The organism is Telluria sp. LT1R51-2 (assembly GCF_059685775.1).
Genome location: NZ_JCASIM010000001.1, coordinates 1,514,961 through 1,539,218, shown reverse-complemented (window position 1 = coordinate 1,539,218; position 24,258 = coordinate 1,514,961). Strand labels below are relative to the sequence as shown.

General features: G+C 67.0%; 19 protein-coding genes. 10 read left to right on the top strand and 9 right to left on the bottom strand.

All coding sequences use genetic code 11. The features are described from left to right. Entirely contained in the window at positions 1-1,434 is a 1,434-nt protein-coding gene (locus tag AC56LH_RS06890) for a sensor histidine kinase (protein ID WP_499645109.1), read from the top strand. Positions 1,435-1,444: 10 nt separating this feature from the next. Here the strand turns inward: AC56LH_RS06890 and AC56LH_RS06885 are convergent, their stop codons facing one another. The 8 genes from AC56LH_RS06885 to AC56LH_RS06850 all read right to left on the bottom strand — a co-directional run bounded on the left by AC56LH_RS06885 (position 1,445) and on the right by AC56LH_RS06850 (position 14,153). Continuing rightward, positions 1,445-3,826 (bottom strand): DNA internalization-related competence protein ComEC/Rec2, encoded by a 2,382-nt coding sequence (locus tag AC56LH_RS06885; protein WP_499645107.1) that lies wholly within the window; start codon positions 3,824-3,826, stop codon positions 1,445-1,447. 81 nt (positions 3,827-3,907) lie between these two features. Beyond that, positions 3,908-5,320, bottom strand: a complete 1,413-nt coding sequence (locus AC56LH_RS06880) for a T6SS immunity protein Tli4 family protein (RefSeq protein WP_499645105.1) — start codon at positions 5,318-5,320, stop codon at positions 3,908-3,910. Next, positions 5,317-7,014 carry an esterase/lipase family protein gene (locus tag AC56LH_RS06875; protein WP_499645103.1) on the bottom strand — a complete coding sequence of 566 codons (1,698 nt, stop codon included), beginning with the start codon at positions 7,012-7,014 and terminating at the stop codon, positions 5,317-5,319. Before AC56LH_RS06875 ends, AC56LH_RS06880 begins: the two co-directional genes overlap by 4 nt. Further along, on the bottom strand, positions 7,011-9,884 hold the full coding sequence (locus AC56LH_RS06870; protein ID WP_499645101.1) for a type VI secretion system Vgr family protein: 2,874 nt from the start codon (positions 9,882-9,884) through the stop codon (positions 7,011-7,013). Before AC56LH_RS06870 ends, AC56LH_RS06875 begins: the two co-directional genes overlap by 4 nt. Before the next feature lie 124 nt (positions 9,885-10,008). Next, positions 10,009-10,815, bottom strand: a complete 807-nt coding sequence (locus tag AC56LH_RS06865) for a TatD family hydrolase (protein WP_499645099.1) — start codon at positions 10,813-10,815, stop codon at positions 10,009-10,011. 4 nt (positions 10,816-10,819) lie between these two features. Beyond that, the gene (gene lolD, locus AC56LH_RS06860) at positions 10,820-11,527 is read right to left on the bottom strand and encodes a lipoprotein-releasing ABC transporter ATP-binding protein LolD (RefSeq protein ID WP_499645097.1); all 708 of its coding nucleotides are present in this window, start codon (positions 11,525-11,527) and stop codon (positions 10,820-10,822) included. Between the two features lie 28 nt (positions 11,528-11,555). Then, positions 11,556-12,821, bottom strand: a complete 1,266-nt coding sequence (locus tag AC56LH_RS06855) for a lipoprotein-releasing ABC transporter permease subunit (RefSeq protein WP_499645095.1) — start codon at positions 12,819-12,821, stop codon at positions 11,556-11,558. A 48-nt stretch (positions 12,822-12,869) separates the two neighbouring features. Next, on the bottom strand, positions 12,870-14,153 hold the full coding sequence (locus tag AC56LH_RS06850; RefSeq protein ID WP_499645093.1) for a lipoprotein-releasing ABC transporter permease subunit: 1,284 nt from the start codon (positions 14,151-14,153) through the stop codon (positions 12,870-12,872). A gap of 206 nt (positions 14,154-14,359) precedes the next feature. Here AC56LH_RS06850 and AC56LH_RS06845 point away from each other — a divergent pair, with 206 nt between their 5' ends. The 3 genes from AC56LH_RS06845 to AC56LH_RS06835 all read left to right on the top strand — a co-directional run bounded on the left by AC56LH_RS06845 (position 14,360) and on the right by AC56LH_RS06835 (position 18,518). Next, positions 14,360-15,376 carry a hypothetical protein gene (locus AC56LH_RS06845; protein ID WP_499645091.1) on the top strand — a complete coding sequence of 339 codons (1,017 nt, stop codon included), beginning with the start codon at positions 14,360-14,362 and terminating at the stop codon, positions 15,374-15,376. Between the two features lie 43 nt (positions 15,377-15,419). Beyond that, a complete protein-coding gene (gene recJ / locus AC56LH_RS06840; RefSeq protein ID WP_499645089.1) occupies positions 15,420-17,123 on the top strand; it encodes a single-stranded-DNA-specific exonuclease RecJ in 1,704 nt (567 codons plus the stop codon). 285 nt (positions 17,124-17,408) lie between these two features. Beyond that, positions 17,409-18,518, top strand: a complete 1,110-nt coding sequence (locus AC56LH_RS06835) for a metallophosphoesterase (protein ID WP_499645087.1) — start codon at positions 17,409-17,411, stop codon at positions 18,516-18,518. A 28-nt stretch (positions 18,519-18,546) separates the two neighbouring features. On the opposite strand, the gene AC56LH_RS06830 is transcribed toward AC56LH_RS06835, so the two are convergent. Beyond that, positions 18,547-19,647, bottom strand: a complete 1,101-nt coding sequence (locus tag AC56LH_RS06830) for an MBL fold metallo-hydrolase (protein ID WP_499645085.1) — start codon at positions 19,645-19,647, stop codon at positions 18,547-18,549. A gap of 269 nt (positions 19,648-19,916) precedes the next feature. Between AC56LH_RS06830 and AC56LH_RS06825 the strand changes: the two genes are divergently transcribed. The 6 genes from AC56LH_RS06825 (at position 19,917) to AC56LH_RS06800 (ending at position 24,185) form a co-directional block, all read left to right on the top strand. Next, complete coding sequence (locus AC56LH_RS06825) at positions 19,917-21,089, top strand: sialidase family protein (RefSeq protein ID WP_499645083.1); 1,173 nt, start codon at positions 19,917-19,919, stop codon at positions 21,087-21,089. Then, positions 21,089-21,811 carry a hypothetical protein gene (locus AC56LH_RS06820; protein WP_499645081.1) on the top strand — a complete coding sequence of 241 codons (723 nt, stop codon included), beginning with the start codon at positions 21,089-21,091 and terminating at the stop codon, positions 21,809-21,811. Before AC56LH_RS06825 ends, AC56LH_RS06820 begins: the two co-directional genes overlap by 1 nt. After that, positions 21,801-22,628 carry a hypothetical protein gene (locus AC56LH_RS06815; protein WP_499645079.1) on the top strand — a complete coding sequence of 276 codons (828 nt, stop codon included), beginning with the start codon at positions 21,801-21,803 and terminating at the stop codon, positions 22,626-22,628. Before AC56LH_RS06820 ends, AC56LH_RS06815 begins: the two co-directional genes overlap by 11 nt. Positions 22,629-22,724: 96 nt before the next feature. Beyond that, positions 22,725-23,162, top strand: coding sequence for an antitoxin Xre-like helix-turn-helix domain-containing protein (locus AC56LH_RS06810; protein ID WP_499645077.1), 438 nt, complete (start codon positions 22,725-22,727; stop codon positions 23,160-23,162). Then, complete coding sequence (locus tag AC56LH_RS06805; protein WP_499645075.1) at positions 23,159-23,848, top strand: RES family NAD+ phosphorylase; 690 nt, start codon at positions 23,159-23,161, stop codon at positions 23,846-23,848. Before AC56LH_RS06810 ends, AC56LH_RS06805 begins: the two co-directional genes overlap by 4 nt. A 16-nt stretch (positions 23,849-23,864) precedes the next feature. Further along, complete coding sequence (locus AC56LH_RS06800; RefSeq protein ID WP_499645073.1) at positions 23,865-24,185, top strand: DUF2288 domain-containing protein; 321 nt, start codon at positions 23,865-23,867, stop codon at positions 24,183-24,185. Positions 24,186-24,258: the final 73 nt, after the last annotated feature.

Here is a 24,258-nt window from a genome sequence, read left to right as displayed (position 1 = left end):
GTGGGCCGGCTGTTCTGGAAGTTCTTCCTGTGTATCCTGCTGGCGCAGGTGGCAGCGACCATCGGCGTGGGCGGCGTGTTCTGGCTACGCGACCAGGCGCGCCAGCGCGCCACGCCCGTACTCGATAGCGGCCCGCCCGCCGCCATCGCGCTGGACGCCGCCGCCGCCACACTGCGCCACGGCGGCTTGCCCGCCCTGCGCAGCCTGCTGCCCGACATGCGGCGTCCGCAACTGTTCGTGCTCGACGCGTCGCGCCACGAACTGCTCGGCCGTGCAGTGCCCGCCGACTTGATGCACGAAGTCGAACGCGAACTGCGCGATGGCGCCCAGGGTGGCGACAGCGCCGTGTGGCGCGGTGCGCGGCAGTTGGTCGGACCGGGCGGCGAGCAATATATCGCGTTCGTGTCGCGCAATTTCGGGCGCCAGATCGGCGGTGATACCGGCCGCCAGGACGGGCTGCGCGACGGTACCGGCCCCGATACGCTGACGCCCGGCCTTGGGCCCGGCCCCGGCCCGCGGCGCCGTATCGGCCAGAGCGTGGTGATCGGCGCCACCATCCTCGCCAGCCTGCTGTTCGCGGCGCTGCTGGCCTGGTATTTCTCGCGCCCGATCCGCGCCCTGCGCAGCGCCTTCGAGGCCGCTGCCGCCGGTGACCTGGCGCCACGCTTCGGCCCCGGCGCCAAGGGCGGCGACGAACTGGTCGATCTGGGCCGCGACTTCGACCGCATGAGCGCCCGTCTGCGCGCGCTCATGGATGGTCAGCGCCGCCTGCTGCACGACGTCTCGCACGAATTGCGCTCCCCGCTGGCGCGGATGCAGGCAGCGCTTGGCCTGGCGCACCAGCAGCCGGACAAGATCGGCATCACGCTCGAACGCATCGAACGCGAAAGCAATCGCATGGACCAGCTGATCGGCGAACTGCTGACGCTGTCGCGTCTGGAAGCGTCGCCCGACGTACTGCGGCGCGAGCCGGTGGATCTGGTTGAACTGGTCGACGGGCTGGTTGCCGATGCGCGCTTCGAGGCAGACCAGGCGGCCGGCGGTGAGGCGCTGCGGGTGGAGTTTGAGGCCGACGAGCGCGTCGGCGTCGAAGGCGACCCGGATCTGCTCTGGAGCGCGCTCGAGAATGTGGTGCGCAATGCCGCCAAACATGGCGCCCCGGGTGGCATCGTGACCGTGTCCGTCCGCGCCATCGACGGCGTCGCACGGGTCGATGTCTGCGACCGGGGACCGGGCATCGTGCCCGCCGATCTGCCGGCCATTTTCCAGCCGTTCTTCCGTGCCGGCGCCTCGCGCACCGGCATCGACGGACACGGCCTCGGCCTGGCCATCGCGCAGCGCGTCGTGCAGGCACATGGCGGCGAGATCGTGGCCGCCAACCGCGACGGCGGCGGATTGCAGGTGACGATCACGTTGCCATCGACCAGACGATGAGGTCTGCAGCTCAGCGCCCATACCAGTAGCGGGCGTGCGTTTCGCGGTAGGTCGCCACGTCCAGACCTGGCCCGAACGACAGCGTGACGGCGCCATGTGCATCGGTGCGCAACCGCTCGATGCCCATGGCGCCATAGCGGGCATACACCAGTTTCTGCGGGTGACGATAACGATTGCGGTAGCCCACCTGGAAAATGCCGACTGTCGGTGCGACCGCCTGCAGGAATGCGGCAGTGGACGAGGTACCGCTGCCGTGGTGCGGCGCGAGCAGCACGTCGGCGCGCAGCCGGCCGGCGTCAAGGCGCAGCAGCGCAGCCTCCTGCGGCGCTTCGATGTCGCCGGCTAGCAGGATCGCCCTGCTGCCGGCACTGATGCGCAGTACGCAGCTGCGCGCGTTGGACCGCAAACCCGGGGTGGCGTAGCTTGCCACGGCGGGCGCGAGCATCTCGAAGCGCACTCCGTCCCAGTTCCAGCCCTGGCCCGCACTGCAGCGGACCGGTTGCGGCGGCTTCTGCAGCAGCGGATGTGGTGGCGGCAGTGACGAGATCAGCTGCCCTACCTGGATTGTTTTGAGAACCGCTTCGGCGCCGCCGACGTGATCGAGGTCGCTGTGCGAGATCACCAGCGCATCGAGCCGGCCGATGCCGCGGCCGCGCAGATACGGCAGGATCACGCGCGTGGCGCCGTTCGCGCCCGGCGCGTACAGCGGGCCGGTGTCGTACAGCAGCCGATGATGCTGCGTTTCGACCAGCAGCGCCATGCCCTGCCCGACGTCGAAGGCCGTGACGTCGAACCGGCCCGCCACCGGCGCGCCCGGCAGCTGGGTCAGCAACGGCGTCCACGCGGCCAGGCCCACCCAGCGCTGCGGCCAGCCGCGCGGGGCCAGCATCCACGCGGTGCCGGCCAGGGCCAGCACGAGAATCCAGGGTGATGGCGCGGGCGCGGTCCACACGGCCAGCGCCGGCGCGGACAACCAACTCAGTGGCCACGCCAGCAATACCATCGCCAGGTGCGCGATGCCCAGCACCAGATCGGCCAACGGTGATGGCAGCACGCTGCCCGCCAGCGCCAGCGGCGTGACGAACAGGCTGATGACGGGAATAGCCACGGCGTTGGCAAGGGGGCTCACGAGCGAGACTTGCCCGAACAGCAGCAGCGTCAATGGCGCCAGGCCCAGCGTCACGGCCCATTGGGTGCGGGCTGCCACCATCAGGCCGGCGCGCCAGCCGCGCGTGGGTGCGCCCGGCTGGCGGCTGCACGCGTACAGGATCGCCGCCACAGCGCCGAACGACAGCCAGAAGCCCGGCCACAGCATCGCCCACGGATCGCGCAGTACGGCCACGCCCAGCGCCAGGCACAGCACATGCGACATCGACGCGATCCGGCCGCACCACAGCGCCACCGCGACGACCGCCAGCATGTAGAAGGTGCGCTGGGCCGGCACGCCAAACCCTGCCAGCAGCACGTACAGCAGCGCCACCACCGCACCCGCCAGCGCCGCCGCCTTCTGGGCCGGCAAGCGCAACGGCAGCGCGGCACCGGTGAAGAAAGAGCGGCGCCACAACCACGACGTCGCCCAGGCGGCCAGGCCTGCCAGCATCGTGATGTGCAGACCGGAGATCGAGACCAGATGGCTGATGCCGGTCCGGTTGAACACGTCCCAGGATGCCTGGTCGATGCCGCGCTGGTCGCCGATCACCAGCGCGACGATCACACCGGCATAGGGCTTGCCATCCAGGACCGCCAGGATGCGGCTGCGCAGCCAGCCCCGCGCCCGCTCCACGGCGTAGCGCGCGTCCGGGGTCCACGTGGTCAGGCGTTGGTTGTGCCGGTCGGCCGGACGCACATAGCCGGTAGCGCGGATGCCCTGCTCGAGCAGCCACGCCTCGTAGTCGAAGCCGTGCGGGTTGGCGTTACCGTGCGGGCGCTGCAGGCGCACGACGAGGCGCCAGCGCTCGCCGGGATGCACGCGCGACGGATCGGCGGCGATGGCGCCGTACCAGGACAGGATGATGGTCGGCGGCACGGTCGCACCCGGCGTGTCAGTCTGCGCCACGTCGAACTGGAAACGCACGCCGCCGTCGAAGCGGTGCGGCAGGCTGGCGACGACGCCGGTCACGGCAATGTCGCGGCCTTCATCGGTAAGCGGCAAGGCGTGGCGCAAGGCCAGATGGGCGAGTAGCGCGGCCCAGCAGATGCCGAGCAGCAGGCCGGCCAGAAGGCCGGCGGCCAGCCTGCGCCTGCGCCCGCGCCCGCGCCCGCGCCGACGCAGCAGCAGGCAGCCGACGACGGCCGTCGCTGCGCAGGCTGCGAGCGTGGCCGGGGCAGGCAGGGCGGGCTGCATCTGGACCCAGGCTGCGCCGGCGGTGAAGGCAAGGATGGCGCTGCGCATGTGCTGGGGATCGGCGTTCGGGCGTCGGTCAGCCGCCAGTCAACCTGCCGGGCACCGTGTCGCGCGTTCGGCGAAAGGCGCTCACGGTTGATCCACGGGCAGCAGCGCCAGCGCGGCATCGGGCGCCCCCGCCCCCGCTGCCAGCGCGCGCGGCGCGTGACGCCTGTCCGCCAGGCGCCACCGGGTGGGCGTGTTGCTCTCATAGCTTGGCTGCAAGCCCCTGATCCGCTGCCACACGGTCGCCTGCGGTAGCAGCAATGCTTGCGGCATCTGCGTGCCCGCTTCGATGAACTGCCGACGCCCGCCGAGCACACCCACCTGGGCATTGGCCTCGGTGCAGTGCCACCAGCCCGTGTACGGACAGCGTTCACGGGCCAGCGCGATGTCGCCGAGAACACCCATCGGCAGTTCGGGCCGCGCCGGCTGGCGGGGCGCGATCGGCCGCAGCCGGAGACTGCCTGCGATCCCGTCCCACAGATCGAGCAGCGCCGGCTCTGACAGCGTCGACTGCACCGGTTTGCCACCGCTGTCCGGATTGGAGCCCGCGCTCAGTTCCAGCATGAGCAGTGGCGCATGCACGTCAGCCTGGCGGCCCGTCATCTCCCACTGGAATGCGTAGCCCGTCGTGAAATTGGGCTCCCTGACGCGCATCACGAGTTCGTCGCCATCGAGGCCATTGATGGCGCGCGCCGCTTCGCGCAGGTGCGAAAAGGCCAGCCGCATGAACACCGGGCGGCGCTCGACCGTGATCGCGTGACGCTCGAGCAGTCGCGGGGCCGGGTCCACGCCTGCCATCGAGGACAGGACGATATGCACGTCGGGATGGTCAGGCAGGCCGGCGAACATCACCACGCTTTCGGTCTCCGGGTGCTCGTACGGGTCGAGCACGATCGCGTGGCCGATGCAGAAGCCCGGCTCGGTCGGAACTTCATCGTGCGCGAGAGCGCGAAACCGGCCCAGCAGGCGTACCAGCGCATCGCCGCTGTCCAGCGCCATCCCCTTTGCGCTCGCCGAAATACTTGCGTGCGCCAGGCGCAGCATGCCGTCCAGATCGACGCTTTCGATGTCGATAATCCGCTCGCCTTCGAAGGCCCGGGCCCACTGCCGGTTGTGCACGAACACGTTCCCGCGCCGCCCCTCGGACGCGATCGTCTTCGTGGATTCCAGCGCAGCCCGACCATCGCCAGTGCTTGCGTCATGCCAATTGGCAGCAAGCTGCGCCAGACGCCCGTCGAACTCGTCGTCGGATTCGCGGTCGGTACTGGCGACGTCATAGCCACTGATGAAACCGCGTCGCAGACGCACGGTTGCCTCGGCGGGAAGATCAATCAGAAAACGGCCCACACACACGGTCTGCATCTTGCCGGTCATCTTTGCCACCTTTAGCTTGTCCTGGTCGGCCTGCACGGAATTGGCAAGAAACGACGCAAGCATCAAGACCAATGCCACCACTGCCCCGACCCAGCGCACCTGGCGGCTCCTGAGCCGCCTCATCGGACTTCCTGGACGATCTTGACGATGAGATGCCGCGTCAGGAGCAACAGGTCGTCATGCTGGAAGCTGTCCTGATGGCGAAATCCTGCCGCAGCAAAGGTGCGCCGCACGTGCGACACCGGCCCGGCACCGGATTGCGCAGGCACCGTCTCGTCGCCGGGGGCGTCCTGCGGCCAGAGCATGAAATTCAGGCGCGTCCCTGGCTCGATCTCGACTTCGCGCATGCCTGCGCTGCCCGGTGCAACAAGCCTGGCGGCGCGAAGATTGGCCGGCGTCAGCGCTGCGCGGGTGTGGGCCGGAATGCGCGCCACCCAGCGGATCTGACCGTAGGCCTTGAGCGCTTTGTCGGCACCATACAACGCATACGAATGCGGATGGTAGTAAGGCCGGGCCGGACTTCCCTGCACGTCGGTTGACAAAACCTGGGTATGAAAACGCTCGGCCTCCTGGATGGCATCGAGAATCCGGCGCCGCACGCCACCGCTCACGTGCGCATAACGCTTGGCCGGATCGGCCAATCCCGGATCGATCATCCGGTGCCAGGATGTCATGTCACGGTACATGTCGTAGGGATTGCCGTCCGGGAGTGACACCATGTCGCGACTGTCCTCGTGCGCGCTCACGCCCCGCAGCGTCCGGATCACCAGCCAGGGTGTCGGATACAGGTGATTCGGCAGCAATTGCAACAAGCCGGGCGCCACCGCCATGACCGGCATCGTCCGTTCGCTCGTGTCGCCGGCCACGTCAGCGAACCCGGACGCGGCCAGATTGGCCAGTGGCCCGTTGGTGAAGTTGCCGGCCTCGGTCCCGCAGGCGATACGCCGGTACGCCACCGGCGCGCCCAGCGCCGGCATCACCGCATGCACGATGCCGGCGATATCCGATGCGCCCGCCGTCTCGCTCAGGCGCGCACAGGCGCGTGCAACCAGCCCGCCCATCGAGTGGGTTACCAGGATCACATGGCGGCACGTGTGCTTGCGCTCGGTCCAGAAGGCGCGGATCCGGTCGATGCGCGCGCGCAGGCCGTGCGCCGCCAAGTCGCACGAGGCCAGCCAGTTGTAGCCGAATGCGTACACCGGATACTGGTAGCCGGCGAATTTTTCGAGCTCGGCTTCGGTGACATGATCGATCTGCCGCACGCCCCAACGCTCGGGGTCGCAGTGCATGACCCGTTGCCAGTGCTGGCGTACCAGGCGCGCGCCATGCGGCGATAGTAGGAACGTCTTGTCCAGGTGGCGTTGCAGGTCAGCCAGGACAGCGCCGTACGAGTCGGCGTGGATTTCGCCCCAGCCCCGCTCGCGCATGACGGCGGCGTCCAGTGCGCACGGCGGAAAGTCGAGCTTGCCGTCAGGATCCACCTCGAGAATGGCAGGGTCCAGGATGCGCTGCCGGATGGATGGCGCGCGCGTTTCCCACAGATCGGCCTCGCGGTACTTGCCGGTGAAGTCGTTCGGTGGTCGCCAGGCGGGCTCGCCGGGCCGCAGCACGGCGTCGTCATGCTGCTGCATGTCGGCACGCGCCCGCAGGTTCGAGCCCATGGTGCCCGGCACGAAGATGACGGGAATGACCTTGCGCGAGCCGATCGTGACCCGCGCGCGCACCTTGAATGCGACCGGCGTGGCGACCGTGTGTGCCACCAGGCTACCGTCACGCTCGACGCTCGGCTGGTGGATCGGGCGGGTCGGCTCATTCATGCCCGGTCCGTGGCAATCGGGGCCGGATCGGCGGGCATGTCAGCGGCCAGCAGGCGGATTTCGATGTCCCCCATGGCGTAGCTGTGCAGGATGCTGGTGCGGCCTTCGTCGTCGGTGATGCCTTCGATGCTGGTGCCGTCTTCGTGCCGTGCGATATAGCGCTGGCCCCTGGCAGGCAGATTGGTCTGGCGGTCGATGACCACGACACGCTCGTCGGTTTCCAGCGCAGTTGCCGGTAGTCGCAGGCCAGCCGGTACGCCATTGCCGCCCGTGAGGTAATCGACGCTGGCGGCCTTGACGACGTGCTTGCCGCTGCTCTGATGCGTGATCGTACCGCCGGCCCAGTCGGTTTGCGTGCCCTGCGAGACGATCTTGACCGACGGCGCTTCGAGCTCGATGCCGGCAGCGGCGATCAGGCGGATCCGGTTGGACGACTTGATCTCGATATCGCCCTTGTGGGTTTCGACGATGATGTCGCCGCGCGCCGCGATCAGCTTGACGCCGAGGTCGTACGCGAACAGGCTCAGCGCACGCGCCGCGCGCAGGAACAGGCTGCCGCCGGCGGCTGCCTCGGTATCACCGGCCGAGACGATGTCGATCTTGGTGCGCGCACCGAGCGCAATGGCATCGTCACTGGCAAGCACCACGCCGGCCGGTGCACTGACCGCCACCATCGGCGCGCCGCCCTGCGCCGCTGGCGCCGCCGCCGTCCCCGTCCCCACCGGATGCGGCGCCACATTCGAACCATCATGCCAGCGGCGCAGGCGCTCGGTGAGTTCGGCCATGCGCGGCCTGGCCTCGTGATCTTCGCCGTGCGCGCTCGCCAGCCGGGCCAGCTCGTCGAGCACACCGTGCATGACGTCGGCGATGCCGACGAGCGCGCCCCGTTCGAGCTGGGCGCCGGCGTCGGACGCCATGCTGCCCGCGCTGAGCAGGATCCCTTCGCCACCACGCACGCTCACCGCCTTGCTGCTGCGAAGCTCGGCGCCTTCACCGCGCGCACCGGCCTTGCCAGCCACGCGTGGTTCGTTCAGCCAACCAAGATTGAGTTCCGATTCAGCATGTTCGCTGGCCAGTTGCACGCCGATCTCGCCCGGCGTGTCGTCGAACAGCAGCTGGCCACCGCGCGCGCCGCCCACTTCGCGGCTGCGCATGCCGGACAGGAAGCGATTGCCCGGCAGCGCGCCCGCGCGGCTCAGTGCCGGCGGCTGCGCGCGCTCGTTGTACAGCTGCGACAGGATCACCGGCCGGTCGGGGTCGCCCCCCATGAACGCCACCAGCACCTCCGTTCCTACACGCGGCATGCAGAGCGTCCCGGATTGCTGCTGGCTACCGGGACCGGCCCCGGCCCAGTTGGACGCGACGCGCACCCAGGCCGAGTCGGCAGGGGTATCCGATGCCCCTGCCCCATTTGCATGCTGGTGGTCGTCCGTGCGCATGCCGGGAAAGCGGATCTTGACCCTGCCCAGCGCATCGCAATGCACTTCTTCGCCGGGCGGGCCGGTCACGATGGCGCTTTGCAGCTGCGGATGCGGCAGGTCGGTGCGCGGATCGAAGCCGGGCGCCAGCACGATACCGCGCCGCACGGCGTCGAAGCTGACCCGCACGCGAAGCAGAGCGCCGGCGGCCGTGGCCTCGGCCGCCGGGAATACGCCGCCGTTGCCCGGCAGCGATGCGCCCATCAGGCGCTGCAGGCGTGTCGCCACGTCAAGCGGCAGATTGTTCTGAGCCTGCACGTGCAAGGCGGTGACGACGAAGTCGCGTTCGGGCGCCGGGTGCGTGTCGATCTCGGGATGGCCGCTGAGCGTGAACCACTCGCCGGCGCGCAGGTCGCGCACCGTGCCCACGCCGTGGAAGCACTTGGTGTCGAGTTCATGCCGGTTCATGCGCAGCTGGCCCAGGCGCCAATGGTCTTCGACGTCGTTGCCGGCATGCGGCATCTCGACCTGGTAGTCGTCCAGGCTTGCGGCCAGTGCGTTGCCATGGCAGCCCTGGTCGGCCATGCCGTGCGCGGTGGCCGTCATGAAGGAGGTGCCCAGCGGATTGCGATAATCCCAGCTATGCCGCGTCGTGCTGCCGGCCTGCAGGCGGCGCGCTGCGCACCACGAGACAATCGTGTCGCGCTCTTCGGTGGCGCCGCCCTGATGGTAGCGCACCATGCCGGCACTGTTGCGTGGCAGTGCATCGGGGTCGTTGAACAGCACCAGCGTGTGGGCCGGCGACGCAGCGCGCTCACTGTCTGGCGCCCCGGTGCGCGCATGGCCTGGCCGGAAAGTCCAGGCTACGCCGCGCCGGCGCAGCAGGCGGCGCACGAACGCGGCGTCGGACTCGTTGTATTGCATGGTCTGCTCGCGCGGCGGAAACTGGCGCGGGTCGAACAGAGGATCGAGTTCGTACTCGAACGCGCTGGCCAGGACGCTGCTGGACTGGCGCCATTCGTCGAACAATACCTGCACGATCTGGAGTTCGTTCTGGCCGCGAAACACGCGGCTGTTGACGCGTTTTTCCATGATCGCCAGCGCGTCGCGGATCACCAGCTGATACACGCCCAGGCTGCCATCGACATCCCCGGCACGCGCTTCGGCCACGATGCCGCAGGCGCTACGCAAGCCGCCACGATCGGTGACGAGCCCGATCTCGGCCGGCAACGCGATCAGTTCCTTGAGCGGCAGGCGCGGGGTGAACGCGACGCAGGTGACGGTGTACTCGAGGCCACCGCAAATGGCTTCACTGCCCGTAACACGCTGCGGCAACAGGATGGTGGCAAGTGGATGATCAGCATGGCCGAGACGCAGCCGGATGGGCCGGTGCGCCCCCGATAGCGAACGGTCGTTCTGCAGCCTGCGCAGGAATTCGCTGGCGTTGTCCACGTGAATCTCCTGTCCATCCAATGCGCTTCTGGGGGAAGCACATCTTGGCACGCCGTACTGATGGCGTTTTGTCAGGTGTCACAAATGCCAGACGCCGTTTCGGGAACTTCGCCGGACCGCCTGGCTAGACGGCGGCGCACAGCCCGGCCAGGCGCGGGATCGCGGCCAGCGAAGCGCGATGGGCAGCAATGCGCACGACATCCGTGTCCACGCCGCGCAATTCGGCCAGCGCCGCGCCAATGCCCGGCAAATTCTCGGGGCTGTTGCGGCCCGGATGAATCCAGCTGGGCGCGATGTCGGGTGAGTCAGTTTCCAGCACGATCCATTCGAGCGGCAACTCGGTGGCCAGGCGCCGGATCTGCAGTGCGCGGGTAAAAGTCAGGTTGCCACCGAAGCCCAGGTGCAGCCCGAGGTCGATGAAATTCTGCGCCTGCTGGAAACTGCCATTGAACGCATGTGCGATGCCGCTCGGCGGGCGAATCTGGCGCAGGTGCTTGAGCACCTGGTCCTGCGAGCGGCGCACATGCGTCATCACTGGCAAGCCGAAGTCGCGCGCGATGCGCAGCTGTTCACGGAAGAACCGTGCCTGCTTCTCGCGCATCTCGGGCGTGGTGAGTTCGGGGATGAAGAAATCCAGGCCGATTTCACCGATGCCCACAAAACACGGATCGCCCATCGCCGCTTCGACACGCGTGCGCAGGTACGCCAGGTCGTCGTCGCTTGCCTGCGGCACGCACATCGGGTGGATGCCCAGCGCGTAGCAAGCGTTCGGGCTGCCTGCAGCCAGGGCCGCGACGGTGTCGAAATTGCCCCGCTCCACCGCCATGATGACGATCATCGAGACGCCGGCCGCTTCTGCCCTGCGCGCGACGCCCGCGCCATCGCCGCCGTATTCGCGGGCGTCGAGGTGAACGTGCGTATCGATCCACATGGCGTCAGCCTTCTGCAGCCTGCAGGCCGTGTTCGGTCATGCGCAGCACGCGGTCGCAGCGGCGCGCCAGCTCCATGTCGTGCGTGACGATCACGAAGGCGGTGCCCAGGGTGCGCGACAGTTCGAGCATCAGGTCGAAGATAATCTGCGCGGTCGTGTGATCGAGGTTGCCGGTCGGTTCATCGGCCAGCACGCAGGCCGGTTGCGTGACCAGCGCGCGCGCCAGCGCCACACGCTGGCGTTCACCGCCGGACAGTTCGCCCGGGCGGTGCATCACGCGTTTGCCCAGGCCGACGCGTTCAAGGATTGCCTGCGCCAGCGTCAACGCCTCGGCGCGCGGCATGCGCCGAATCAGGAGCGGCATCATGACGTTGTCGAGCGCCGTGAATTCGGGCAGCAGGTGGTGGAACTGGTAGACAAAGCCGAGCGCCGTGTTGCGCAGTTCGCCGCGCCGGGATTCGGACAGGCTCGCAAAATCCTCGCCGCGCAGGCTCACCGTGCCGCTGCTCGGCGTATCCAGGCCGCCCAGCAGGTGCAGCAATGTCGACTTGCCCGAGCCGGACGCGCCGACAATCGCCACGCGCTCGCCGCGGTACACGGCAAAGTCGATGCCGTCGATGACACGCACGATGGCATCACCCTGGTTGAAGGTCTTGCCCAGGCCACGGCAGGCCAGCACGGGTACATCGATCGTTTTGTTCACGTCGTTCATCGCAGCGTTTATTCCATTACTCTTCAGATTATTCATAGCGCAGCGCCTCCGCCGGCTTCACGCGCGAGGCGGCCCAGCTTGGGTAGATCGTGGCCGCAAAGGCCAGCACCACCGACACGATGCCGATGGTGACGACGTCCGGCGTGTACAGCTCGGACGGCACGGTACTGATCAAATAGATATCCTTCGACAAGAACTCGACGCCCAGCAAGCGTTCGATGAACGGGACGATGACACCGATATTCTTGCTCACGCCCACGCCCATGGCCACGCCCGCGAGCGTGCCAAGCACACCGACGACGGCGCCCTGCACCATGAAGATTTTCATGATCGAACCGGGCGAGGCGCCCAGCGTGCGCAGGATCGCGATGTCGGCCTGCTTCTCGGTCACCGTCATCACCAGGCTCGACACCAGGTTGAAGGCGGCCACCGCGATGATCAGCGTCAGAATGATGAACATCATCTTTTTCTCGGTCTGCACCGCAGCGTACCAGTTGGCATTGAGCTTGGGCCAGTCGCGCATGACCAGGTCGCCCTTCATCGAGGCCTTCAATTCGGCCGCCACCTGCGGCGCCTCGCGCATGTTCGCGATGCGCAGGCGCAGGCCCGATGGCGCCCCCTGCCGTTCGAGGCGCTGCGCATCTTCGATGTGCACGAACGACAGCGCCGCATCGAAGTCGAAGTGCCCGGCCTCGAAGATGCCGGCGACCGTGAAGCTGCGCGTGCGCGGCACCATGCCGGCCGGCGTCACCTGGCCCTGGGCCAGCACCATGGTGACCTTGTCGCCCATGCCCACGCCCAGCGCGCGCGCCAGCGCATAACCCAGCACGATGTTGAAGCTGCCGGGCTTCAAGGCATCGAAGCTGCCGGCGCGGATCTGCTTTGCCACCGTCGACACATTGTCTTCAACGCCCGGCAGCACGCCGCGCACGATCGACGGGCGCATGATCCCGTCGCGCACCAGGAGGCCCTGGGTTTCGACGAATGGGGCCGAACCCAGCACGGCGGGATTGCGCGCCGCCTCCTTGGCCCTGGCCTGCCAGTCCGTCATGCTGCCGGATGCATCAAAGACTTCGATGTGGGCCAGCACCGACAGCATGCGGTCGGTGACCTGCTTCTGAAAGCCGTTCATCACCGACAGCACGATGATCAGGGCCGCCACGCCGAGCGCGATGCCGGCCACGGAAATGAGCGAGATGAACGAAATGAAGCTGCTGCGACCGCTGCTCTTGCCGGCGCGCGTGTAGCGCAGGCCGACCTGCCACTCGTACGGCAGTTTGTGGATGATGCTCATGAATTTTCGTGCTTCAGATTGGAATCGGGGCGGACGACACCGGCGCGGTTACTCATAGCGCAGTGCCTCTGCCGGTTTCACGCGCGAGGCGGCCCAGCTTGGGTAGATCGTGGCCAGGAACGACAGCAGCACGGCCACGCCGCCGATCCAGCCGACGTCGGCCCACAGCAGCTCGGACGGCATCTCGCTGATCAGATACACCTCTTGCGACAGGAAATGCACGCCCGAGATGCGCTCGATGGCGGGCACGATGACGTCGACATTGAGCGCCACCAGCACGCCCAGGCCCACGCCGAGCAGGCCACCAAGCAGGCCCACCAGCGTGCCCTGCACCATGAAGATTTTCATGATCGCGCGCGGCGAGGCGCCCAGCGTGCGCAGGATGGCGATGTCGGACTGCTTGTCCTTGACGGTCATGACGAGCGTCGAGACGAGGTTGAACGCGGCCACCGCCACGATCATCGTCAGGATAATGAACATCATGTTCTTCTGCGATTGCACGGCCGCGAACCAGACGGTGTTGACCTTGGTCCAGTCGCGCATGATCAATTCGCCCGGCATCGAGCGCTGCAGTTCGTAGGCCACGCGCGGGGCCTGGTGCAGGTCTTGTAGCCGCAGGCGGATGCCGGCCGGCGCCGTGGCGCCCGTGGCCACCCGGGCGTCGTCGATATTGATCAGGGCGAGCGTGGAATCAAACTCGAAATGGCCGGCCTCGAAAATGCCGGACACCGTCAGTGCGCGCGTGCGCGGCAGCGGGTTTTCGCCCGGCGTGCTGGCGCCGCCCAGGATGCCGCTGCTGGCCACGAGCAGCGTGACGCGGTCGCCCACATCGACGCCCAGCGACTTGGCCAGCGCGCGGCCCAGCACGACGTTGAACGAGCCGGCGCGCAGCGACGTGAAGCTGCCGGCCTTCATCTGGCGCGTGATGTCGGATACCTGCGCTTCTTCGACGGGCGCCACGCCGCGCAGCAGCGCCGGCTTCATGACGCCGTCGACCAGCAGCATCGATTGCGCATCGATGAACGGCGCGGCGGCCTTGACTTCCGGGTTGCGCAGCGCCTGCAGGCTGGTGGCGCGCCAGTCGGGCAGCGCGCCGCGGCTGTCGAAAATCTCGACGTGCGCCAGCATCGACAGCATGCGGTTGGTGACTTCCTTCTGGAATCCGTTCATCACGGACAGCACGACGATCAGCGCGGCCACGCCGAGGGCGATGCCGGCCACCGAGGCCATCGAAATGAAGGAGATAAAGCTGTTGCGGCCGCTGCGCTTGCCGGCGCGCGTGTAGCGCAGGCCGATCTGCCATTCGTAGGGGAGTTTGTGGGTGATGCTCATGCTGTCCGTGTCGACCGATCCGCTGTGTTTCGCTGTTTTTTTGTATTGATGGCGCAGCGCCGGGCTGCATCAGCCCGGCAGTTTGCCAGACAAACCGGGATTGTGGCGCAATTATCAAAAACTCACTAGGGCATTCCAGCGGGCATGCGGGTGAAGAATCGGGGTGGTGCTCCGCTGGCGCCAGCGATTTGCCCTAGAATAGCGGGATGGCTCATATTTCGCTCGTCCTGCCGTTCGCTCTGCCGCTTCCCGAATTTGCTCCCGACCTGATCCGCGCGATGAACACGCCGGCGCTGGCGCTGCTGCTCTCGCGTACCTCGAGCGCCACGCGCACGCGCACGGCCGAGCATACTCACGCCCTGCCCCACGAAACCTGGCTGGCGCGCGCGCTCGGTCTGGGCGCCGCGGGCGGGGTCGCCGTGGCCGTTGCCGCCATGCGCGGCTTCGGGCTGGATCCGGATGGCGGCAATTGGTACATCGTGTCCCCCGGTCACATCCAGATCGCCCGCACACACCTGACGATGGCCGATACGCGCCAGGTACCGCTGGACGATGCCGACAGCCGCGCACTGTTCGCCACGGCGGCGGAACTCTGCGAAAGCATTGGCCATGCGCTGCGCTACGGCGATACGCAGACGTGGTTTTTGCGCGCTGACGAATGGACCGGTTTCGAGACCGCCACCCCGGACACGGTCGTCAACATGGACCTGACGGATTTCATGCCGAAGGGCCAGCCGGCGCTCGCGTATCGCCGCCTGCAGAACGAAGTGCAGATGGCGTGGCATGCGCATCCGGTGAACGCTGCGCGCGAAACGCGGCGGCTGCCGATCGTGAACGCGTTCTGGATGTGGGGCGCGGGCCGGACGGCGCCCACGCCACGACAGCCGCTGGCCACTATCGCGGTGCCGGGCTGGCTGGGTGCGCTCGGCGATCAACGGTTCGACACGCTCGACCGCTTGCCCGATCTGCTGTCGACCGACCGCACGCTGGTGGTCGGGCCGCTCGCCGAAGCGGCGCAGGCGGCCGACTGGGGCGTCTGGCTGCAGGTGATGGGGCAACTGGAACAAACGCTGTTCGTGCCGCTGCTGGCTGCCGTCAAGGCGGGCCGCGTGGGCAAGCTGACGCTGGTGCTGAGCAGCCGCGAAGGTCTGCTCGAGACGACGACGAGCGCGCTCGCGCAGCGCAAATTCTGGCGCAGCCCGACACTCGACGCACTGAAGTGAGAACACTGGTGAGCGCACTGAAATAACCCGACCGAGACAGACATTGACCCTGAAGACCCGACTTTCCACCCGTCCCTGCCCGTTCCGCACCTCCGAACTGCTGCGCCAGGATGGCGTGCACCCTGTACTGGCCCGCATCTATGCGTCACGCGGCCTGCTCGATGCGCGTGAACTCTCAAGCGAACTGGCGGCCCTGTCGCCGCCGTCCGGCCTGAAGCACATCGACGCCGCCGCCGCGTTCCTGGCCGACGCCATCGGCGCCGGCAAGCGCATGACGATCGTCGCCGACTACGATTGCGACGGCGCCACCGCCTGCGCCGTCGCCCTGCGCGGCTTGCGCGCGATGGGGGCGCAGGTCGACTACATCGTCCCGAACCGCTTCGAATATGGCTATGGCCTCACGCCTGAAATCGTGGCGCTCACCGCGCGCGAAAAGGCGCCCGACATCATCGTCACGGTCGACAACGGCATCGCCAGCGTCGACGGCGTGCTCGCCGCGAATGGGCTGGGCATCGACGTCGTCGTCACCGACCACCACCTGCCGGGTGACGTGCTGCCGGCGGCGCGCGTGATCGTCAACCCGAACCAGCCGGAGTGCGGCTTCCCGAGCAAGAACCTGGCCGGCGTGGGCGTCGTGTTCTACGTACTGCTGGCCCTGCGCGCCGAGCTACGCCGGCGCGGCGTGTTCGACGCACAGACGCAGCCCAAGCTCGACAGCCTGCTCGACCTGGTCGCGCTGGGCACGGTGGCCGACGTCGTCAAGCTCGACGCCAACAACCGCATCCTCGTCGCGCAGGGCCTGAAGCGCATGCGCGCCGGCCGCATGCATGCCGGCGTGGCGGCGCTGTTCCGGGTGGCCGGCCGGGAAGCGCGCTGCGCCACGCCATTCGACCTGGGCTTTGCCGTCGGCCCGCGCCTGAACGCGGCCGGCCGCCTGCAGGACATGGCGCTCGGCATCGAATGCCTGACCACCGACGACGAGGGCCGCGCCTGGGCCATCGCCCAGCAACTCAACGAGATCAACCTCAAGCGCCGCGAAATCGAAGCCGAGATGCAGGACACCGCGCTGCTGCACCTGGACACGTTCGAGCCAACCGGCGCCAGCACGATCACCGTGTTCGACGAAGGCTGGCACCAGGGCGTGATCGGCATCGTCGCCTCGCGCCTGAAAGAGAAATTCTACCGCCCGACCTTCACCTTCGCACCAGCCGGCGACGGCATGATCAAGGGCTCGGGCCGCTCGATCCCGGGCTTTCACTTGCGTGATGCGCTGGACCTGGTGTCCAAGCGCGTACCGGGCCTGATCGACAAGTTCGGCGGCCACGCCATGGCGGCCGGCCTGTCGCTGCGCCACGACCATTTCGACACCTTCTGCCAGGCGTTCGAAGCCGTCGGCCAGGCCTGGCTGACCGAAGCGCAGCTCGAACGCATCATCGAAACCGACGGGCCGCTCGAGGACGAGTTCTACTCGACCCAGTTCATCGAACTGATGGACGGCCAGGTCTGGGGCCAGGGCTTCGCGCCGCCCGTCTTCTGCGACGAATTCCGCGTCGTCAGCCAGCGCATCCTCAAAGAACGCCACCTGAAACTGCAGCTGGAAAAGAACGGCCGCCGCTACGACGCCATCTGGTTCGGCCACACCGACAGCCTGAGCGACCGCGCCCGCGTCGCCTTCCGCCTCGACGCCAACGAGTACAACGGCGTCACCAAAGTCCAGCTCCTGGTCGAGCACGCCGAATCCGCCTGACCGCTCCGGGCAAGTCCCCTGAGCAATTGCAAAACAATTCGACTCTGACCCCAATTGCAGGTCACTCGAATTGAGGCAATTGCCCAATAATTCGACTCTGACCCTCATTGTCAGGCGGGCTCTGCAGCAAACGTAACAATTAGGGTCAGAGTCGAATTGTTTGATAACTGTTTGTGGGCAGGATACTTACAGGCGACATGATCTTTTCGTGTTCGCTATGATGGGCCGGTTTGTCCGTTGCCCCCTCATTTCCTACACGCTGGCTGGCTGCTGGCGGGAGCATGCATGTTTTCAATCATTATCAATTTTCTCGGCTCACTGATGCATTTTTACGTGGCGCATCGCCTGTATGCGCTGGGGCCGGTTCGCGCGCGCGTGCCGACGCGGGTCTGGTGGGTGGGCGCCGTGGCAATGTGGGCGGTGTATCTGTGGGGCGTGCAGCTCGGCGATGCGGCGCTGGACTGGCGCTGGTGGCCGGGGCAGTTTTCGATGACCTGGCTTGGCGTGCTGTTCTGCATGACGCAGTACCTGCTGCTGGCTGACATCATCACCGGCTTCGGCTTCTGGCTGCGCACCTGGGCGCCACGGATTCTGGCAGTTGGCGCGATTGCCGGTGTCTCGGTCAGCGGTTTTGCGATATTCCAGGCGATGCGTGCCCCGGCGATCGTCGAGCAGGAACTCACGCTGCCCGGCCTGCCAAAGGCGCTCGATGGGACCGTGCTGGTGGCGATCAGCGATACGCACCTCGGGGCCCAGCGCCGCGCGAAGTGGCTCGGCGAACGGGTCGACCAGATCAATGCACTAGCGCCAGACGTTGTCGTGATGCTGGGCGACCAGGTCGAAGACGAGCCGATCAACGACGACCTGCTCGCGCCGGTCCTTCAACGCCTGCGGCCGGCAATGGGCGTCTGGGCCATCACCGGCAACCATGAATACTACGGCGACGCCGGCGGTACGATCCACGAGTTCGCAGCCGGCGGCGTCCGGTGGTTGCGCGACCAGCAAGTCGAAATCGCACCGGGCCTGCACCTGGCGGGCCTGGACGACATCGGGCGCGCGCGACGCGGAAAGCGCGACATCACCACCGGCCTCGAACGCATGCTCCCCAAACGGCTGGACGGGGCGACGATCCTGCTCGCGCACATCCCTGACCCGATACTGATCGAGCGCGCCGCGCACAAGGACATCGACCTGATGCTCTCCGGGCACACGCACGGCGGTCAGGTCTGGCCTTTCGCTTATCTGGCCAAGCGCGAATTTCCGTACCTGGTGGGCTGGCACCGCATCGGTGACATGCAACTGGTGGTCAGCCGCGGTGCGGGCGGCTGGGGACCGCGCATGCGACTGTGGGAGCCGGGCGAGATTCTCAAGCTGACCCTGCGCGCCCAGCCCTGACGTTTGCGCACGACCACCCCGCCGCCACTCATGGCGCGGTGGGTGGTTTGTACGTCTGCCCGTGCCGTATCACGAAGAACGCATCGTCGGCCACGCCCTGCGCCGCGCGCGCCAGCGCCAGATCGCGCGGCGCCTGGTCAAGGCGTTCCTGACCCATCGGGTAGGTCCCCCAATGCATGCCCACGCTGCGCTTGACACGCAGCTCGCGATGGATGCGCACTGCCTCATCGGGGCTGACGTGCGAATTGCGGTACCACAGCGGCTGGTACGCGCCGATGCCGATGGCCGCCAGATCAAAACCGCCAAAGCGCGCGGCGATGTCGCCGATGTCCTTCGAATAGCCCAGGTCACCCGAGAAGAAGAACGCAAAGCCCGGGCGCGTGACGGCAAATCCGCCCCACAGCGTCGCGTTACGATCCCACAGCGAGCGCGCCGACCAGTGATGCACGGGCAGCAGGTGGAGCTCGAGTCCCCGATAGACGGTCTTCTCCCACCAGTCGAGCTTGACGATGCGCGAGCGGTCGCCGCCCGTCACGTTTTCCGCGAGCCAGACGTCCACGCCCAGCGGCGCCACCAGCAGCGGCGGCCCGCCCGCCTGGCGGTACAGCGCGCGCAGCGAGGCTTTCGACAAGTGATCGTAATGCGAGTGACTGAGCAGGACGACATCGATGCGCGGCAGGTCGGCCAACGCCACGCCGGGCGCCTGATGGCGCCTGGGGCCCGCGAACGGCAACGGCGACGCACGGTCGTCGAACACCGGGTCCGTCAGGATATTCACGCCGGTCCCGCTCTGGAACAGGAACGTCGCGTGCCCGATCCAGGTGAGCGCTACCTCGCTGCGGTTGGCATGCATGAAAGCCAGGTCGGGCGCCACGGGCGTGATCGGCGCAAGCGGCGCGCGCACCGTCTCGTCCTCGGTCCAGTTCCTGATCCGCGCCGCCCAGCCGTCGAAGAACCCGCGCTGGGGCCGCTGGTACGCCGGGTTGGCCGGATAATTGTTCGCAAAGCCTTCCAGCCGGTGATGGGATTTGGCGGCATCGTAATAGGGATTGCGGTGTGCGCAGCCAGTTGCAAGGAGCGCGCACGCAACGACGGCAACAGACAGCAAGGTGGCGACGGGAGTAAGCATGCGGCAAGGCCCGGTTGGTCGAAAATGCCAGTATAGGCCGGGTTGCGGCCTGCGCTGGCACGCTAGACCTGACCGTCGCCCTGCCCCGTACTGACAGGTCTTTTGGACGCAGCCAATGTTCTTTTGCGCGGCTTTCCGGTACGATAGCGCCTTTCCCGATCCCGATGCCAGGCCGACGCCCGCGACATGGGCAGGTCTTGATCGGTGGGAAATTCAATGCCCGAACCCCCGTGCGCAATGCACTTGCCGGGTTCCTCTACTGGAATCGAATGGAGAATCCCGCGATCACCCGGCCGCCCAGGCATCATGCGATCCTGTTCGGCTGTCTGCTGCTCACCGTGCTCGTGATCGCGGCGGAGGCGCTGCGCTGGCGCGCCGCGCATCGCACCGCTGCAAGCGCAGCCGCCGTGCCCAGCATGACCACGACCAGTCCCGGGCGCGTGACGCTCACCGAACTGTCGAACGCGCACATCCCTGCGCCGCGCGGCATGCCGTCGGCCCACGCCAGCACGCTCGCCGCCCTGCCGGGCAACCGCATGCTCGCGTTCTGGTGGGCCGGCAGCCGCGAGAGCGGTCCGGACGTCAAGGTCTTCGCCTCGACCTGGGCCAATGGCGGCTGGTCTGCACCATCGATGGTCGTCAGCCGCGAGTCGCTCGGCGCCGAACTGGGCTTCGGCGTGCGCCGCATCGGTAACCCGGTCGCCTGGACCGACCGCGCCGGCAGGATCCACCTGTACGTCGTGGCCACGGGCCTGGGCGGCTGGGCCGCGGCGCGCATCGCACATCTGGTCTCGCTGGATCAGGGCAAGCACTTCCACGTACGCCGCATCCTGCCCACCTCGCCCCTGTTCAACACCAGCGCGCTGGTGCGCACGGCGCCGCTGCCGCTGAGCGACGGCGGCTGGTGGCTTCCTGTTTACTTCGAGATCGGCAACAAGTACCCGATGCTGATGGCGTTCGATGCGGACGGCAACCCGACCAGCCTGGCGCGCATCGGCAACAGCACCTCGACCCTGCAGCCAGCCCTGGTTGCTGTATCAAAGCACGAAGTGCGCGCCGTCATGCGCGACGACAGCGAGCAGCAACTGGTGCAGCACGCAGCCAGCGTGGACGGCGGCGCCACCTGGCAAGACCTGCCGGCGCTCGACCTGCCCAACTACAGCACGTCGGTCGCTGCCATACGCCTGACCAGTGGCCAGTTCCTGATGCTGCATAATCACGTTGAAGGCGGCGCGTCGGCGCGCAGCATCCTGCGCCTGTCGATCTCGAACGACATGCGCACCTGGCGCACGGTTGCCGATATCGCCAAAGGCCCGGCCGGCGACGAATTCTCGTACCCGTCGATGCAGCAGGTCGGCGACGAGCTGCACATTACCTATACGTGGCAACGGCAGGCGATCGCCCACCATCGCTACCGCATCCAACCGGAAGGCACGTCCTGATGATACTGCCGGCTCTTGCAAGCCAGATCGTGTATGGCCGCGTTGGCTGGGCGATCGTCGCCGCCACCGTGGTCTGTACCCTGTGGCGCAGCGCTGCGCCCATGTCGCGCGCCACGCTGGCGGCCATCGTGGCCGGCGCGCTGGCCGTGATGGCGCTGCCGGGCAACCTGTCGCCAGCCTGGTATCTGGGCCTGGCGTTCCAGTACCCGAGCGGGTTGCTGGTGGGGTGCTGCCTGCTGCGCCTGACGCAGCGCTGGAACGGCTCGCGCCGTAACCAGGCCATGCCACAGATGCTGGCTGGCCTGCTCGCGCTCGCCGGCCTGCTGCTGTATCTGGATGCGCTCGGCGTGCTCACGAGGGGCTACTATTACGCCGGTTTTGGCGGCGCCGTGGGACCGCTCGTGGCGATCGTCCTCGCTGTCGCGTGCGCGCTGGCGATCATCTTGCAGCATTCGCGTGGCCATGCCGCGGCGCTCCTTGGCGCTGTCGTGCTGTTTTCCGTGCTGCGCCTGCCGACCGGAAACCTGTGGGACGCATTGCTCGACCCGCTGCTGTTCGGCTGGGCCATCATCGCGCTCCTGGCCGGCGCGCGGCGCCGCGTGGGCCGGCGGACATCCGGACGCGTCGCGGCAAACGATGGCGAGCCCGTTCCGGGCGCCGCCCTGCAGCCGCTCGCGGCTGAACATTTTTCGTCTCTGAAGGAGCAAGTTGGTGGTCAATAACTCAGTGGTCAATCATCAGTGGTACAAACACCCGGTCATTATTTCGGCCACCATCATCAATGCATTCATCCTGCTGCTGACGCTGGCCTGGTCGGGCAATCCCCAGGAACTCTCACGCCTGCTGGTCGAGGACGGCATCGTCGAATGGATGCAGTTCCTGGCCTTCTCGCTCACGGCGGGCTTGCTCGGCTATGTTGCAGCCGATCGCTGGAAGAACGGCGGCATGCGGCTCGAAGTCCTGGTCCTGCTTGGTCTGACGGGCCTGGTTGCGCTGGCCGCACTGGAAGAAATCAGCTGGTTCCAGCGCATCCTGCACATCCAGTCGCCCGACTTCTTCGTGCAGAATAATCGCCAGGCCGAGACCAATCTGCACAATCTGGGCTTCGGCAAAGAAAGTCTGCACAAGGCGGTGTTGCTAAAGATCATCCTGATCACGGGCCTGATCCATAACCTGTTCCTGCCGCTGCTGGCGCGCAAGCGGCCCGAGGTACGCACCTTCGTCGAGCGCTTCGGCCTGTACCTGCCGCCGCTGGTGGCCTCGATTCCGTACCTGGTGCTGGTGATCCTGTCGCACCTGCTGATCGAGCACCCGCGCAAGGGTGAGCTGGGTGAAACGTTCGGTGCCGTGCACTACCTGGCGACCGTGTTCGGCGCGTATTTCGTTGGTGTGGCTTACGACAAGAAGCCGCTGTTCGCCGGCCTCGATGCCCGCCGCGTCTCGGTCCTGTTCACGCTGCTGATGTTCTATCTGCTCATGACCGGCTGGATGCTGAGCGCCGGCGCTGGCGCCATCGTCACCGCAGTCGGCGCCGACTGATGCCGCTGCGCGCCGGGCAACCGGTCGCGCGCCTGCCGGCCATCGCTTGCCATGAATCCCGAATTGGAGTATAAATACTCCAAAACCGGAGGAACCATGAGCCTGGCCTATGCCTATCCCAAAAGCCGTTTCGAGCCAGCGACGCTGGTCGACCTGACGTCCAGGGTCGAGCGCGAGCGGTTGTCGCGCTCGGCACTGACCGGCTTTTTCCGTCTTGCGGCAGCCTGGGGCCTGCGCGACGACGATGCACGCGAACTGCTTGGCGGCCTGTCGTCATCGTCGTTCTATGACTGGAAGAAACACCCCGACCGGGTGCTTGAAGTCGACCGGATCACGCGCATCTCGTACTTGCTGGGCATCTACAAGAGCCTGCACATCCTGTATGGCGACAAGCTCGCCGACGAATGGGTGCGTCTGCCCAACACCAATCCCATCTTCGCTGGCCGCACGCCGCTCGCGTTCATGCAGGCCGGCGGCCTGCTGGCGATGCAAACCGTGCGCAAGCTGCTCGACGCCAGGCGCGGCGGCCTGTGAGTTCGCACGTCACGCCACGGCTGACGCTGCTGCGCCAGCTCGATACCTGTCGCCTGATCCCGTCGCGCTTCGCCGATGTCGAAGACTCGGTGCTCGCGCCTCTGGCCGACAGCGACGATGCGCTGCGCGACTTGTTCGATCTCGATAACGCCACGAACGAGCGCCTGCGCGCCGAATCCGGCCAGGCCCCTGGCATCGGCATGGACGAACTTGTGTTCGGCGTACCGAACTTTCGCATCATCAATGCCGCCTTCACGTATGCGCGCCCGGAAGGCAGCCGCTTCAACGACGGCGAGCGCGGTGCCTGGTACTGCGGGTTCGATGCCGCCACGTCACTGGCCGAAGTCATCTTCCACAAGACCGTCGAATACGCCGAGATCAACCGTTTCGATGACAGCGTCAGCTACCAGTGTCTGCTGGCCGACTTCAGCGCAACCTTTCACGACCTGCGCGGCATCGCCGCCTACGAAGACTGCCTCGACCCGGCCAGTTATGTCGCCTCGCAGGCGCTGGCCAACGATCTGCTGGGCGCCGGTTCGCTCGGCGTGATCTTCCCCAGCGTGCGCCATGCGGGCGGCACGTGCCTGGCGTGCTTCCGCCCGGCGTTGGTGGGCAACGTGCGCAAGGCGCACACCTATCGGTTAACATGGACGGGTTCGCCGCAACCTGCGGTCGAGATTATTTGACCAGATTGACATGCACATGAAGACCTACCCCGAGAAAGACACCGAACTGCACGACAAGATCAACCGCGAGACCGGCCGCGTCGCATGGACCGAGCTGCAACGCCACTTCGCCAGCGGCAGCGTGGTGTGGGTGTCGGCCACGCTGGACCTGATCGATGTGGCGCTGCGCATCGCGCACGACGATCGTGACAGCATCACGCGCTGGATGAACGATGGGCAGGTAGCCAAGGTCAGCGATGAGCAGGCGCAAGCATGGCTGGCAACGGATGCGACGCTGTGGGCGTCCGTGGTGAGCCCGTTCGTACTGGTGCAGGACGAGAAGAAGCCGGTGCATTGAAGCGCCAGCCGCGCATGGTGGCTGCATGGCTACAATAATTCGGCGTGTATGTTAAGTTGTAATTTTGATAGGG